At 47.0% G+C, this 13,281-nt stretch carries 10 protein-coding genes; 7 read left to right on the forward strand and 3 right to left on the reverse strand.

Translation table 11 applies throughout. The annotated features are described in order from the left end of the window. Positions 1–11: 11 nt before the first annotated feature. The 3 genes from BUB19_RS01475 to BUB19_RS01485 are packed head-to-tail and all read right to left on the reverse strand — an operon-like array spanning position 12 to position 3,719. Positions 12–1,250, reverse strand: a complete 1,239-nt coding sequence (locus tag BUB19_RS01475; RefSeq protein WP_073090630.1) for a M16 family metallopeptidase — start codon at positions 1,248–1,250, stop codon at positions 12–14. A gap of 48 nt (positions 1,251–1,298) precedes the next feature. Then, entirely contained in the window at positions 1,299–1,505 is a 207-nt protein-coding gene (locus tag BUB19_RS01480) for a cation transporter (protein ID WP_073090633.1), read from the reverse strand. A gap of 6 nt (positions 1,506–1,511) precedes the next feature. Further along, complete coding sequence (locus tag BUB19_RS01485) at positions 1,512–3,719, reverse strand: heavy metal translocating P-type ATPase (protein ID WP_073090636.1); 2,208 nt, start codon at positions 3,717–3,719, stop codon at positions 1,512–1,514. A gap of 274 nt (positions 3,720–3,993) precedes the next feature. On the opposite strand from BUB19_RS01485, the gene bshC reads away from it, so the two are divergent. The 7 genes from bshC (at position 3,994) to BUB19_RS01520 (ending at position 13,279) form a co-directional block, all read left to right on the forward strand. After that, positions 3,994–5,589, forward strand: coding sequence for a bacillithiol biosynthesis cysteine-adding enzyme BshC (gene bshC / locus BUB19_RS01490; protein WP_073090639.1), 1,596 nt, complete (start codon positions 3,994–3,996; stop codon positions 5,587–5,589). Further along, positions 5,549–6,124, forward strand: coding sequence for a 5-formyltetrahydrofolate cyclo-ligase (locus BUB19_RS01495; RefSeq protein WP_073090642.1), 576 nt, complete (start codon positions 5,549–5,551; stop codon positions 6,122–6,124). Before bshC ends, BUB19_RS01495 begins: the two co-directional genes overlap by 41 nt. Before the next feature lie 11 nt (positions 6,125–6,135). Beyond that, entirely contained in the window at positions 6,136–6,627 is a 492-nt protein-coding gene (locus tag BUB19_RS01500) for a hypothetical protein (protein WP_073090645.1), read from the forward strand. Between the two features lie 469 nt (positions 6,628–7,096). Next, positions 7,097–7,531 (forward strand): hypothetical protein, encoded by a 435-nt coding sequence (locus BUB19_RS01505; RefSeq protein ID WP_073090648.1) that lies wholly within the window; start codon positions 7,097–7,099, stop codon positions 7,529–7,531. A 56-nt stretch (positions 7,532–7,587) separates the two neighbouring features. Next, entirely contained in the window at positions 7,588–9,144 is a 1,557-nt protein-coding gene (locus BUB19_RS01510) for an LruC domain-containing protein (RefSeq protein WP_073090651.1), read from the forward strand. A 211-nt stretch (positions 9,145–9,355) separates the two neighbouring features. Next, positions 9,356–12,271, forward strand: coding sequence for a T9SS type B sorting domain-containing protein (locus BUB19_RS01515; RefSeq protein WP_073090654.1), 2,916 nt, complete (start codon positions 9,356–9,358; stop codon positions 12,269–12,271). Between the two features lie 39 nt (positions 12,272–12,310). Continuing rightward, positions 12,311–13,279, forward strand: coding sequence for a PorP/SprF family type IX secretion system membrane protein (locus BUB19_RS01520; protein ID WP_073090657.1), 969 nt, complete (start codon positions 12,311–12,313; stop codon positions 13,277–13,279). Positions 13,280–13,281 lie beyond the last annotated feature (2 nt).

The following is a 13,281-nucleotide window of genomic DNA, read 5'->3' on the forward strand; positions in this document are numbered from 1 at the left end:
ACCAATGCCTGTTATTCCTGCCTTTTGTAATAGACCACAGAGGCATTTTCATCCCTAAGGTAGTTATTGGCAGCTTCCTGTATGCGGTCGCCTGAAATCGCCATTTTTATTGCGTATTCCTCATTGATAAGGGATGGATTTCCCAGGTAGCCGCAATACGCCAACCTCATGGCCCTGCCCAGCAACGAGACTGATTCATAGGTTTTCATCGCTTCCGTCTGGTTTTTGATTTTTTGCAATACCTTTTCCGGAAAGGTTTCTTGTTTGAATTCATCAAGGACAGCATCCAGTGCTTTTTCTCCATCTTCGGCGGAGATGCCCTGTTCCAGCTTGCCGGTGATCACCAGTAGCCCGGGATCTATATTGCCCAGGACGTAGGCCTGGCAACTGGCAAAAACCGGACTTCCCTTCACCAGTTTCTGCTCCAGCAGGGCGGACCTGCCAAAACTCAGGGCATCTGTGATCAGGTCACAGGCCAGGTAGCCCTGCTGTAACCTACCCGGAATGCGGTATACCTTGTACAACGCATCGGTAGGCACTTTCCCTACTATGGTTTTGCTCCTTTTCTCATTTTGTAATGGTTCCGGCGTCGGCATATTCCGGGAATGCCCCCCTTTTGGGATTTCACCAAACCAATGTGCTACCTGACCGCGCACGGTCTCAAAATCAACCTTCCCGGCGATGCAAAGCACAGCATTGTCCGGGCTGTAGTGATTTCGGTAGAAATCGATCAGGTCATTTTTTCCGAATTGCTCAATGTCTTCTATTTTTTCTCCGATGGTGGGCCAACGGTAGGCATGCTTCTCGAAAGCCAGGCTGCGTACGTGATGCATGGCATCTCCATAGGGTTGATTCAGGTATCTCTGCTTGAACTCTTCGATGACCACCTGCTTCTGCGTTTGGATGTGTTTTTCTTTCAGGCTCAGGTGCAGCATGCGATCTGATTCCAGCCACAAGGCTGTTTCCAGATTGACTGCGGGAAGGCTGATATAGTAATTGGTAATGTCTGTATTGGTAAAAGCATTACTTGATCCCCCCGCCCTTTCTAGTGCGCTGTCAAATCCGGGAATATGCTCAGAACCAGCAAACATGAGGTGCTCAAAATAATGGGCCAGCCCGGTCTTGCCTCCCGTTTCATTTCTGGAACCTACCTTGTAGAGCAGGTTTACAACGGCCATTTCGGAGGAGGGGTCTTCATGTACCAACACCTGCAATCCATTGTCTAAAACAAATTCCTTATAGTTGATCATAATACGGGATCAAAAGTAATGAATTCCCCTCCTTTTTCCCCTGTTCCATCAAATAGTTTCTCCCTTATAGCCGGATTTTTCCAGGGCCATTTTGATGGTTTCTTCCTCGACATCGCCCTGTACGGTAAGGATACGGTCAGGAGATTGCAGGTCTACCTCCCAGCAATCTGCGGGTAGCTGGTCCATAGCCGGTTTGATACTGGCCACACATGCTGCGCATTTGACATTTGTTTTGAGTTTGACTGTATTTTTCATATTACGCTATAGGTTTTGTTTTTTAAATTTTAATCTCAGGCTATTGCTGACTACAGAGACAGAGCTCATCGCCATAGCAGCACCCGCAATCATGGGGTTGAGCAGAAATCCACTGACGGGATACAGTACCCCTGCAGCAATCGGGATGCCGATTACATTGTAAAAAAAGGCCCAGAAAAGATTCTGCCGGATTGTCCGGACCACATCTTTGCTTAAATGCAGCAACCTGGGGATATCCATCAGGCTGGACTGCATCAATGTGGCTTTGGCGGTCTCCATCGCAACGTCTGACCCGGCACCCATGGCAATGCCCAGGTCTGCCAATACCAGTGCTTCACTGTCATTGATTCCATCTCCTGCCATTGCCACCACATGGCCCTGTTTTTTGAGATCAACGATGTATTTTCCTTTATCTGAAGGCAGCATCCCGCTCCGAAATTTTTCGATGCCTACCGCCTTGGCTACTGTGGCGGCAGTTTTTTCCTGATCACCGGTAAGCATGTGTACAGCGATTCCCATCTTTTGTATGGCGGCTATGGCCTTTGGGGATGTCTCCCGGAGCTGGTCTGCTATGCATACCAGACCCGCCAGCGTCTCTTCTTCAGCCATGAACACCACTATGTTTCCTTCTTCCAATAGTTTTTCGCCCGCCTGTATCAGCGAAGATCCGGCAGTTATTCCCTCAGATTGTAGCCATTTTAAAGTGCCGATGCGGTAGGTTTTGCCTTGAAAAACAGCAGCTACACCCTTGCCGGTGGCTGACTGAAAACCTGTCAGTGGCAATTGTACCTCAGGGGCGGAAAAATGCCTGGCGATGGCATTCGCCAGCGGATGTTCACTCCTCGATTCCAAAGCCTGAAATACCGGCTCAAGCTGGATTTTATCTACACCATCACTCCACAGCACCTCCTTTACTTTTGGCTTGCCTTCGGTAAGGGTGCCCGTCTTGTCAACGATCAGGATGTCGGTCTTTTTGCCGGTCTCCAGGCTTTCAGCATCCTTTATCAGGATCCCCATAGAGGCAGCTTTGCCTATGCCCACCATGACGGCCGTGGGAGTTGCCAGCCCCAACGCGCAGGGACAGGCAATGACAAGCACGGTAATGGCAGAAAGCATGCCCCGCAAGGCAGCATCGTCTATGCCACTGAAAGTCCAAACCAGGAAGGTGATGAAGGCCAGTCCCAGGACCGCGGGCACAAAGACCGCAGTGACCTTGTCCACTGTTTTCTGAATCGGAGCCTTGCTTCCCTGAGCCTGTTTTACTCTGCTAATGATCGAGGCCAGTACGGTATCTGCCGCTGTTGTTGTGGTTTTGAACCGAAAACTCCCCGTCTGGTTAATGGTACCGGCAAAGACTTCAGCTCCTTCGGGTTTTTTAACCGGGATGGGTTCACCGGTAAGCATGCTCTCGTCCACAAAAGATTCACCTTCTATGATCAGGCCATCCAATGGGATCTTCTGACCGGGTTTTACCAGTACCGTTTCTCCTTCTCCCACCTCACTCACCGGGCAGATGATTTCTTTTCCATCCCTGATCAGAATCAACTCTGTCGCCTGTAAGCCGATCAGTTTCCTCAACGCTTCTGAGGTGCCGGCTTTGGCGCCGGACTCCAGCATGCGTCCCAGCAGGATAAAAAAGATGATCACCGCCGCGGTCTCAAAGTATACATGCGGCTCCAGACCCCGGGCTTGCAGCCATTGTGGAAAAAATGTATTGAAGGTACTGTAGCCATAGGCGATTCCGGTGCTGAGTGCAACCAGGGTGTCCATGTTGGCTTTCCCGACCAGGGTCTGCTTGTAGGCATTGATAAAAAAGGATCGGCCAAAAATGAACAGTACCGGGCTGCTGAGGCCCCACATAATCCAGTTGCCATAGGGAAGATCCATCCAGAACATACCGATGATAAAAACCGGAAAAGACAGGACCCCGGCTGCTATGGTGTTTCTTCTGAGCTGCCTGTGGGCTTGTTTTTGGAGTTCTTCGGAGCTTTCACCGTCCGCCAAATCCGTCAGCAATTCATACCCAATTTCCTGAATGTTCTTTTTGGCCTGGCTCAAATCTGCCTGGTCTTGCTCCAGAACAATTGTTGCCGTTTGAGTGGCATAATTTACAGTAGCGGATTTTATTCCGGGTGTAGTCTGGAGCCTGGATTCTACACTTACTGCACAGGCCGCACAGCTCATTCCCGATACCGGTATTTCAATGGTTTTCATTTGTTTGAAATCGTTTAGCGATCGTAGGATTGTCCCACAATGCACATTTATGCTATTCACATGGAAAATCGTTTGTTTGTGCCAGTCCTTAGTTAAGTGTACCAGCTTTGTTCGTCAAAATTACGGGGAATAGATACTCACCTGTTATATAATTTTTAAAAAAATGTACAACACGATTTCTGATAAATCGATAAAAATGTTGAACTTTAGCTTTAATATCCTGGTTTTCGTCCAGGAAAAGCCGCTGAAAAAAGAAGCTTAAATCTCACTTTCCATGCTAAAATCAACCGTAGATCCGGCCTGTACCGGTTTGTTTTCACCTTTATTTTTAGACTACATTCAAGACAAGAAATCTCTAAGAAAATTTTATCAGGAATTTCCGAACCTGAAGCATTTCGAAAAGGTCGTTTCAGAAAAAACCTTCAGTACGGAAAAAAGAGAAACCCTGGTGCAGGTTTTGACCGCGCAATACAGTGGATTTGAAACTTCTGAGGTGAGCAGGAACATTGAAAAACTGCGAAAGGAAAATACTTTTACGGTGACCACAGGACACCAATTGAACCTGATGACCGGTCCGGCATATTTCATCTACAAGATCGTCTCTACCATCTTGCTGGCCCGCAAACTCAAGGAAAATTTCCCCTCCTTTCATTTTGTCCCGATTTACTGGATGGCCAGTGAGGATCATGACTTTGAGGAAATCAATCATTTTCATTTTGATGGCACAGAATACCGCTGGGAGTCTGACCAGAGAGGTCCTGTGGGCGAGTTTACGCTGGACGATGGGTTACGGGAATTGATACAGCAATGGGATTTCCTACCCGATTTTTTCAGGGAAGCCTATGTGGGCAGTAAATCCCTGAAGGAGGCTGTTAGGAAATATGTACATCACCTGTTTGCCGAGCAGGGGTTGGTGATCCTCGATGCGAACGACCGGCTCCTCAAATCTTCATTTTTGTCGGTCATACAAGATGACCTGTTTTCTCAAAAGGCCAATGAGCTGATCAATCAGCGTAATGCGGCATTGGAAGCAGAAGGATACAAAACCCAGGTTTATCCCCGGGAGATCAATTTTTTCTACATGGAGCCAGGCAGACGCGAGCGGCTGATCAATCACCAGGGGATATTCAGAACCCATGATGGGGAGAACCAGTGGACCGCAGAGGAAATGTCTCAACTCCTTCAGGATTCTCCCGAGAAATTCAGCCCAAATGTGGTGATGCGTCCGATATATCAGGAACTGATCCTTCCCAATCTGGCCTACCTGGGCGGGCCCGCCGAGGTGGCCTACTGGTTTCAGTTAAAAGGTGTGTTTGACCACTATCAGGTTGATTTTCCATTTCTTCTTCCGAGGAATTTTGCGTTGGTGGTTCCGGTGGAAGTACAGCGAAAAATAGACAAATTAAACCTACAGCATCCGGATCTGTTTTTGCCTATGGATAGGCTGAGAATTGACTATGTTTACAGGCATGCGAAATCGGATATACAACTGATGCAGGAGAAGGAAAAACTGGAAAAATTATTTTTTTCAGTGGAAGAAAAAGCATCGGATCTGGACAGTACGCTCGTTTATGCCGTGAATGCTGCCCTGAAAAGAACCGAGAAGATCCTGGAACAGGTGGAGGTCAAATTCAGAAAGGCAGCGGAGCGAAAGCAAGGCGATGCGATCCGACAGATAGCTGCCGTCAAAGAAGCACTTTTTCCGCAGGGAACCTTGCAGGAAAGAAAGGTCAATTTTCTGGAATTTTATTTGAAAGACAAAAACTTTATCGATCACCTCTACAAAACTTTTGATCCTTTGGATTTTAATTTTATAATTTTGCAGGAGGATGGAAGAGAAGGAGAGACTAAGAAAGATCTTCAGGTCTAAGAGAAAGGCTATCAATGAAAGTGAGCGAATGGCGCTGTCACAGAAAATTGTTGTTCAGGCCATGCTATTTTTAAGCCAGTACCCTGATCTCCGCCATGTTCATGTATTTTTGCCGATTGATAGATTGCATGAAATCAATACGGTATTGTTGTTGCGAAAGCTTCTGGATGAAGGGTATCAGGTCTATGGGTCTGTAACGGACAGCCTTGTAAAGAAGATGAGTACTGTAAGGTTAGCGGCAGATACCAGGTTTGAAGCTGACAAGATGGGGATACCTGTTCCGGTGAAACCGGAATTTACGCCAGACCTGGAAATAGAGCTGGTATTTGTGCCTCTTTTGGCTGTAGATAGCAAAGGAAACCGGATTGGCTACGGAATGGGTTATTACGACCGGTTTTTGGCAGGCCTGGGGGAAAAGGTAATCAAGGTGGGTTTGTCCTATTTTGAAGCGGAAGCCAGCTTACCTGTGGATGTGCATGATGTCCCGCTGGATGCCTGTGTGTTTCCTGATGGATTTATAATTTTTAATCAATAAACAACAATTTTATGCTAAAAAAATCGATGATTGCAGTTTTTGCCCTCCTTATCGCATGCTCGCTGATGAATGAGGGTAAGGCCCAGACCTATGCTACCGGAATCGGGTTGAGGGCGGGAGTAAGCAATGGCTTGACCGTGAAGCATTTTATTCAGGATGATGCGGCTCTGGAGGGTATCCTCCATACCCGATGGAGAGGTTTGGTCATTACCGGGTTGTACGAGGTACACAAGAATATCCGTGAAGTCCGTGGTTTGCGTTGGTTCTATGGGGGCGGAGCCCATATTGGCAGCTGGAACAGTGGTAATCCTCCTCCGCCCTGGGCAGATTCAGGATACAGGGGATCCACAATAGTTGGGATAGATGGGATCATTGGTCTGGATTACAAGTTCGTGGATGCTCCGATCAATTTATCATTGGATTATAAGCCAGCCTTCAATATCATCAACGGTGGGGGTTTCTGGGGGGATGAGGTAGCCCTATCCATTCGTTTTACCTTCTAATCACCAAGCATAAAAAAACCGTTGGAATGCCTCCAACGGTTTTTTTATGCTTTCTTTTTTCAAGCTCAGCCTCTGCCCCCAAGCCTCCTACCCCAATTGTGATTTCCCACTCCTATACATTTGATTTCGTCCGGGTTAAACTGCAAAAAGAATGGCTCTATCATCAAAAATAAGTGTTTCAATATATTTGAGTATATAATTTTGTATTTTGAATAAATAAAAAAATTATGTACCATAAATGCTGAAAATTTATCGCAAATAGCTTTTTAGGGTATTCTATCTTTTTTATTTTTATGCCTGAAAACCAACCTCTACCAGATTATTTGACCTTTGTTTTTCTCAATTGGACGGCCAAAAAACCATCTTCATCGAAAATATTCAAATGACACGACAAGAATGCTGAATTTAGGGGTATCAACCAGCAACGGCATTAGAATGGTTTGATAAAAAACATATAACAGCAAAGAAAATGAAAAGCAGCAAGAATTTTAGCAGATTGAAATTATTGATCTTTTTTGGTTTGTTCTCTGGTTTTTTGGCGTCCTGTGAGGACCAGCCCATAGAAGGACCAATTGGGTCAGGCGGTGCTCAGGGCATTGAGTCTCTTCAGGCTTCTGAGTTTTTTGATTGGAAAACAACCGAGCAGGTAAGGGTACTGGTGTCAGGCCTATCCGCCGATGTAGCTATCAGTCGTACCCTGATTTTGCAGACAGAAAACGGGCGTGAATTTTACGCAGGTTTGCAGCACATGGGATCCGATTTTGAGATGGTCTTTGACCTGCCTGCCCATGTCAGGGAAGTGACCATGCTTTACGGCAATATCGAAAAGAAGGCGGAGATTGCCGATAATCAGGTGTCTTTTGACTTTATCGTTGACATGGGTGATGAAGATATCCAGCCCTGATGCAATGATTCATTCCTCTTTGATCACTTTTCCCAATATTTTTAAATACCGATAAAATGAAAAAAACAGCAATATTTATCTATATCATGGGCTTGACAGCCCTCAGCTCCTTTGCTCAGGAAAACACCGTTACAATAGATGCAGAATTGGGTGACAGGAACGAATATTTTGCCACTTGCTGGAGCATGGGTGCCGTAACGGTAAGCGATAATGAAAGCACCCTTATTTCCGGAAGTTATAGTCTGAGAACCAACCAGGTGACCAATGAATCTAATACGGCCACATGGATCAAATCCCCCTGGCTAAAACTGGAAGCCGGGCAGATCACCTTTAAAACGAGACTTGACGGTGCTGCCGGAGGCAACCGGAGCATTCTGATGCAGGTTGTTTCTTTTGATCCAGAAAATGAATCAACAGGAGAAGGCGATATTGCCGAAATCGGTTCTTTCGAGTTTCCTAACCCGATCAACAAACAAACCGAGATACACGAAGTATCAGTAACTGTTCCGCAGAGCTATATCGGGCAAACGGTCCGGGTATTTATCAGTTTTGTGGGCAGCGGCGGTTCTGCGAGAGTGGGGATGGATGAACTCGTCATTCCGGGAGAGTACGCATCAGACCCTTCTGAGGGATGTTTGCCGCTGGCAGAGAAAAATGATACTGACGGAGATGGTATCGCTGACGAAGAAGAATCTTATCCCGAAGACCCGTATAAAGCTTACAACAACTATCTTCCCGCTACTGGTTTTGGTACCTTGATGTTTGAGGATCTCTGGCCTTCCCGCGGTGATTATGATTTCAATGATCTGGTAGTTGACTACCGGATGAATAGAATTACCGATGCAAAAGGTGAAGTCGTAGAAGTGGTCATAGAACTTCTGACCAGGGCAGCGGGAGCAGGGTACAGCAATGGCTTCGGGATAGAGTTTTCCGGGCTGTCTCCCGAAAAAGTAATTCAGGTAAAAGGCCACAAAACGACATCATCCAGCATCCATACCTTTATGGAAAATGGATTAGAAGCAGGCAATGAATTCGCGACCATTATTCCTTTTGACGATGTGGATCTGGTACTCACCCATCCTGGTCAGGGTGCTTTGGGTATCAATACCGATCCCAAGTTTGGATTTGTGGACCTAAAACCTCAGACCATCGTTTTGACGCTGAAAGAAGGTGGAGAGCCGACTGCAGCAGGACCTACCCGCCTTTCCGATCTGACGCTGGAAAATTTCAACCCCTTTCTGATCGTAGACCAGACCAGAGGTGTTGAGGTACACTTGCCAGGCAAAAAGCCTACAAAACATGCAGATGCCTCCATTTTTGGCACCAAAGAGGACGGAAGCACTGCGGGAGCTGAAAGCTACTACCGCAACAAGGAAAACGGCCTGCCATGGGGCTTGAATGTTCCGGTGAGCATTCCTTACCTGGTCAACAAAGTTCCGATTACCAAAGGCTACACTCGCTTCTTTGACTGGGTGATCTCTGGTGGTGAGTCCTACACAGATTGGTATCTCGACAACAGTGGCTACCGGAATGTAGAGGTCATGCTGAATGCAAATGTAGAAGGCAATGATATCCCTGTGCCGACAAGGCCCAGGGCCAGGGTACCCAGGTAGGGAAGACAGATGAAAGAAAGATCGGGCATTGCATTCAGTGCCTGATCTTTTTTTCTGATTTTTTTTGTATCACTGTTAATTAATATGGAGATATACCAAAAGTGGTTGAGATTATATTTTGATATTTGGTGATAAATGGACTATTTTAGCAGTGCATTTATTTATTTTGTTTTTACCTTGAGAATAACAGCAGGTTTTTAATATAAATTTCATGGGATATTTAACTTTAGACAGGCAGCGCGTCTTTTTTTACAGCTTGCTGACCGTATTGGCATTGGCGCTTTTTATGGTTTTTCCTGGATTTGCACAGGTAGTCACCGTTACCGGCGAAGAAAACAACATCGACATCCAACAGGTGAACTATACGATAGCCGGGGAGGAATTGGTTCAGGTGTCCGCAGAAGGTAACCAGAACCCCAGCCCGGAAGATGTACCCGTAGTCATCAGCTCAATCATTACTTCAGAAGGACGCACCATTTTCGCTACCGTCAGGACGCCGGCTGTCAGCAACCCCAATCAAGCCATAGGTAACAACGAGATCAGACCCTCTGCCATTCAGATCGTCCGTTCGGACAATACCATCATCTCTCACCGGGACGCTACTTTTTTTGAAAACCTGGAGGCGGTGGTTTCCACCCCCGATATCCGGTCTTATTGGGATATCAATGCGCAGCCTTCTATTCCGAGAGGTGAACAGTTTGTTGATTTGATATACGATGGCCCGGTGGTCACTTCCGGGTACCTCCTCTACACGGAGCGGGACGGAAATTCGGCCACGGATTTTATTGCGCTGGGCAGGGACGGCGAACCCATTGAGGGGGCCAATGTCATTGAGGTCAGGGGATTTCAATGGCAGACAGGGATCCACCACATCACCAATGTTCCTGATCAGTCTCAGGAAATGGTCCTTTTTTCGCCCGCTATATTTGAATCTGATGAACCCATTCACGGGATCAGGATCATTGCGGTGAATGAACCTGATGGGAAGCTGGTGTTTTTTGTGAATGCCATTTCTGCCACTCCAGATGTGGCAGAGCGGGTGAATAGTGAGCTGGGTGGGCAGGCCGTTTTGAATATATTCGATAACGATGAGCTGAACGGCCTTCCCCTGAACCCAATTGATGTTCAGTTGAACGTGATTGAAGACTTTCCTCCAGGTACCGCTGTGCTCAATCCCGATGGAACCGTAGATGTGGCCCCAAATACCGCACCGGGAGATTACACCCTGACATATGAAATCAGTACCGGTACCGAATCCGACCGGGCCGAAGTAACGATAGAGGTAATAGAGTATAAGCCTGAGGCATTTGACGATGCCGCCCAATTGCCCGACAGTTTTGGACAGGACAGCCTGCTGAACGTGCTGGATAATGATATCTTGAATGGTCTTCCGGCACTGATAGAGAATGTGAATCTCAGCACACTGAGCAATGAATCACCGGCATTTATCAGCCTCACAGACGATGGTTCTGTAGATATTGCGCAAGGTATTCCAGGGGGTAGTTACACGCTGGTCTATCAGATCTGTGATTCAGCGGACCCGGGTAAATGTGATCAGGCAGCAGTAGAAATCGTAGTAGCCCCAACCGTTCTGGACGCCGTTGATGATGATTTTGGTAATGTAAATCTTAACCGGGCGGGTATTATTGGCGAGGTGCTTCCCAACGATCTCCTGAACGGTCAAGCGATAACCGAAGGAAGGGCAACCGTTGAACTGCTGGATGCAGATGGATTGAGCGGTGTCAGCCTATCACCTGAGGGGGCGTTGAGTATCCCTGAGGGCCTTCCGAATGGAATGTATGAGCTATTGTATGAACTGAAGGAAACCATCAATCCAGGGAATACAGACCAGGCTACTATCCGCTTTTCTCTGCTGGACATACAACTGGAGGCGAATGATGACGAGGTGATAACCGATCAGAACCAATCGGTTGACATCAATTTGCTCGAAAATGATTTTATCAATACCGGGGAGTTGCTGGTAGAGACCCTGCAGATCATCAGCCAACCGGAAAACGGGAATCTTGTACAAAATGCAGACGGCTCTGTCACCTATGTTCCGAATGTCAATTTTTCGGGCGCAGATAGTTTTAGCTATGAAATTTGTGAGAATACGGACAGGCAATTCTGTGACCAGGCCATGGTCAGCATTGTGGTCAGACCCATACTGCTGGAAGTAGTGAAAACGCCGAATGTTACTGAAATTCCCGTGGGAGGAATGGTAAACTACAACATTCGATTGACCAACAATTCAGCTTTTGACCTGCAGGATGTTCGGGTGGAAGACGTGCTTCCCGAAGGCTTGATGTTTTTGTCGGCAATGCCCGAACCGGCGGAAAATGATCTGTGGCTAATAGAAAATATTGCTTCAGGTGAGGTATTCAACATAGAACTTCAAGTAATGGGGTCAAGTCTGGGACAGGTAGTGAACATTGCAGAAATCAGCATAGGAGACTACAGCGATTTGGCCCAGGCCGTTCCGGTAGATGTCCTGCCCAGACCAGTCGACATCAGTATTTCCAAAACCTCCTTTGGTATTGATATTTATGAAGGCAACGAATTTGAATACGAAATTCGTGTCAGCAACAATGGCTCCGGTGCGGTAGAAGGTATTTCCGTACAGGATGAATTGCCTTCCGGACTGGCCTACCTCGGATTTACCGGAGATGCAACGCCTGGAGTGTCTGGTAACACAATCAGTTGGACAATTGCTGATATCGAAGCGGGTGAGGAGAAGGTCTACCGTATCAGGGTACAGGCGACCAGCACCGGTACCATTAGCAACACTGCCCTACTTCAGGTGCCTGCAGACCAGGTGAATTTGTCGCCCGTTCAGGAAGCCACGGATACCAATCAGGTCAGTTCATTTTTTATACCCAACGTGATCACTCCGGGCACCTTAGATGGGAAGAACGATACCTTTGAAATCAGGGGAATCGGTCGGTTTTCCCAAAGCAGGCTGACCATCATGAATAGGAATGGGGATCATGTGTTTGCCTCAGAGGACTACCAGAACGACTGGGCCGCTGAGGGACTTAATGGCGGGTCATACTATTATGTCCTGGTCATTACAGACAGCATGGGAGATACCCAAACGTACAAAGGCTGGGTACAGGTGGTGAAGTAGTAATGTATTGTTAATCGGGATGGTTTAAATGAAAGATCAATGAAGAATATTTTTAGCATTTTAGCATTTTTGGTGGTGTTGATGGGGATGGGCCATTCGAATGCCCAGCAGTTGCCCCAATTCAGCCAGTACATGTTCAATGGACTGCATATCAATCCGGCCTATGCCGGGTATAAGGGCGAACACTATGTGCAATCTACCTATCGAAGTCAGTGGGCGGGCTTGCCTGGCGCACCTACTACTTTTACCCTTACGGCTGATATCAGCGCCAATGAGGGCTTGATGGGCTTCGGAGCAGCTATCCTATCTGATGAACAAGGGCCAGCCAAAACCAATTCAGGACTCCTGACCTATGCCTATAGAATTCAAACGGGGGATGCTTCTTTTTTGGGTTTTGGAATCAGCGGAGGGCTTACAGAATATGCCATCGATGGATCCATGTTTAACCCCAATGACTTTGATGATGCCGAAATTCCTGAGGGGAGGATCAATCGGTTTACACCCAACCTGAATACTGGCATCTTTTTCCATAGTCCGGATTTCTATGCGGGATTCAGCGCTTACAATCTTGTGGGAAAGAAGGCTCTGGAAGATGAAGCTGTCGCCCTGGCCTACCACAACGTACACTACTATCTTACTGCTGGAGGATTGCTTCCACTATCGGATCAGGTTCAATTTAAACCCTCTTTTTTGTTGCGCAGCGGCGGCAGTGGACCAGGTAACCTGGACTTAAACGGGATGTTTCTATTTATAGACAGGGTGTGGGCGGGGGCATCATATCGTACCAACCTCAAGTTGGGAGAAAGTGAGTTGCCGGAAGGTCTGTCCTCAAGAAATGCGGTTGCACTGATATTGGAGTTGTTTGCGACAGAAAAGTTACGGTTCGGTTATGCTTATGATGTGCAGACAAATGCATTCAGCGGCTTACGAAACAATTCCCATGAAATTTCCCTGGGTTACTACATTTCTCCCAGAAAAGTGAATATGAACAACCCTAGATGGTTTTAAAT

Source organism: Cyclobacterium lianum, from assembly GCF_900143075.1.
In the GTDB taxonomy this organism is placed as follows: Bacteria; Bacteroidota; Bacteroidia; order Cytophagales; family Cyclobacteriaceae; genus Cyclobacterium; species Cyclobacterium lianum.

Bases quoted from the DNA above. Each gene is read 5' to 3' on its own strand.
- BUB19_RS01475 (WP_073090630.1), bottom strand. From the start codon at position 1,250: ATGATCAACTATAAGGAATTTGTTTTAGACAATGGATTGCAGGTGTTG.
- BUB19_RS01480 (WP_073090633.1), bottom strand. From the start codon at position 1,505: ATGAAAAATACAGTCAAACTCAAAACAAATGTCAAATGCGCAGCATGT.
- BUB19_RS01485 (WP_073090636.1), bottom strand. From the start codon at position 3,719: ATGAAAACCATTGAAATACCGGTATCGGGAATGAGCTGTGCGGCCTGT.
- bshC (WP_073090639.1), top strand. From the start codon at position 3,994: ATGCTAAAATCAACCGTAGATCCGGCCTGTACCGGTTTGTTTTCACCT.
- BUB19_RS01495 (WP_073090642.1), top strand. From the start codon at position 5,549: ATGGAAGAGAAGGAGAGACTAAGAAAGATCTTCAGGTCTAAGAGAAAG.
- BUB19_RS01500 (WP_073090645.1), top strand. From the start codon at position 6,136: ATGCTAAAAAAATCGATGATTGCAGTTTTTGCCCTCCTTATCGCATGC.
- BUB19_RS01505 (WP_073090648.1), top strand. From the start codon at position 7,097: ATGAAAAGCAGCAAGAATTTTAGCAGATTGAAATTATTGATCTTTTTT.
- BUB19_RS01510 (WP_073090651.1), top strand. From the start codon at position 7,588: ATGAAAAAAACAGCAATATTTATCTATATCATGGGCTTGACAGCCCTC.
- BUB19_RS01515 (WP_073090654.1), top strand. From the start codon at position 9,356: ATGGGATATTTAACTTTAGACAGGCAGCGCGTCTTTTTTTACAGCTTG.
- BUB19_RS01520 (WP_073090657.1), top strand. From the start codon at position 12,311: ATGAAGAATATTTTTAGCATTTTAGCATTTTTGGTGGTGTTGATGGGG.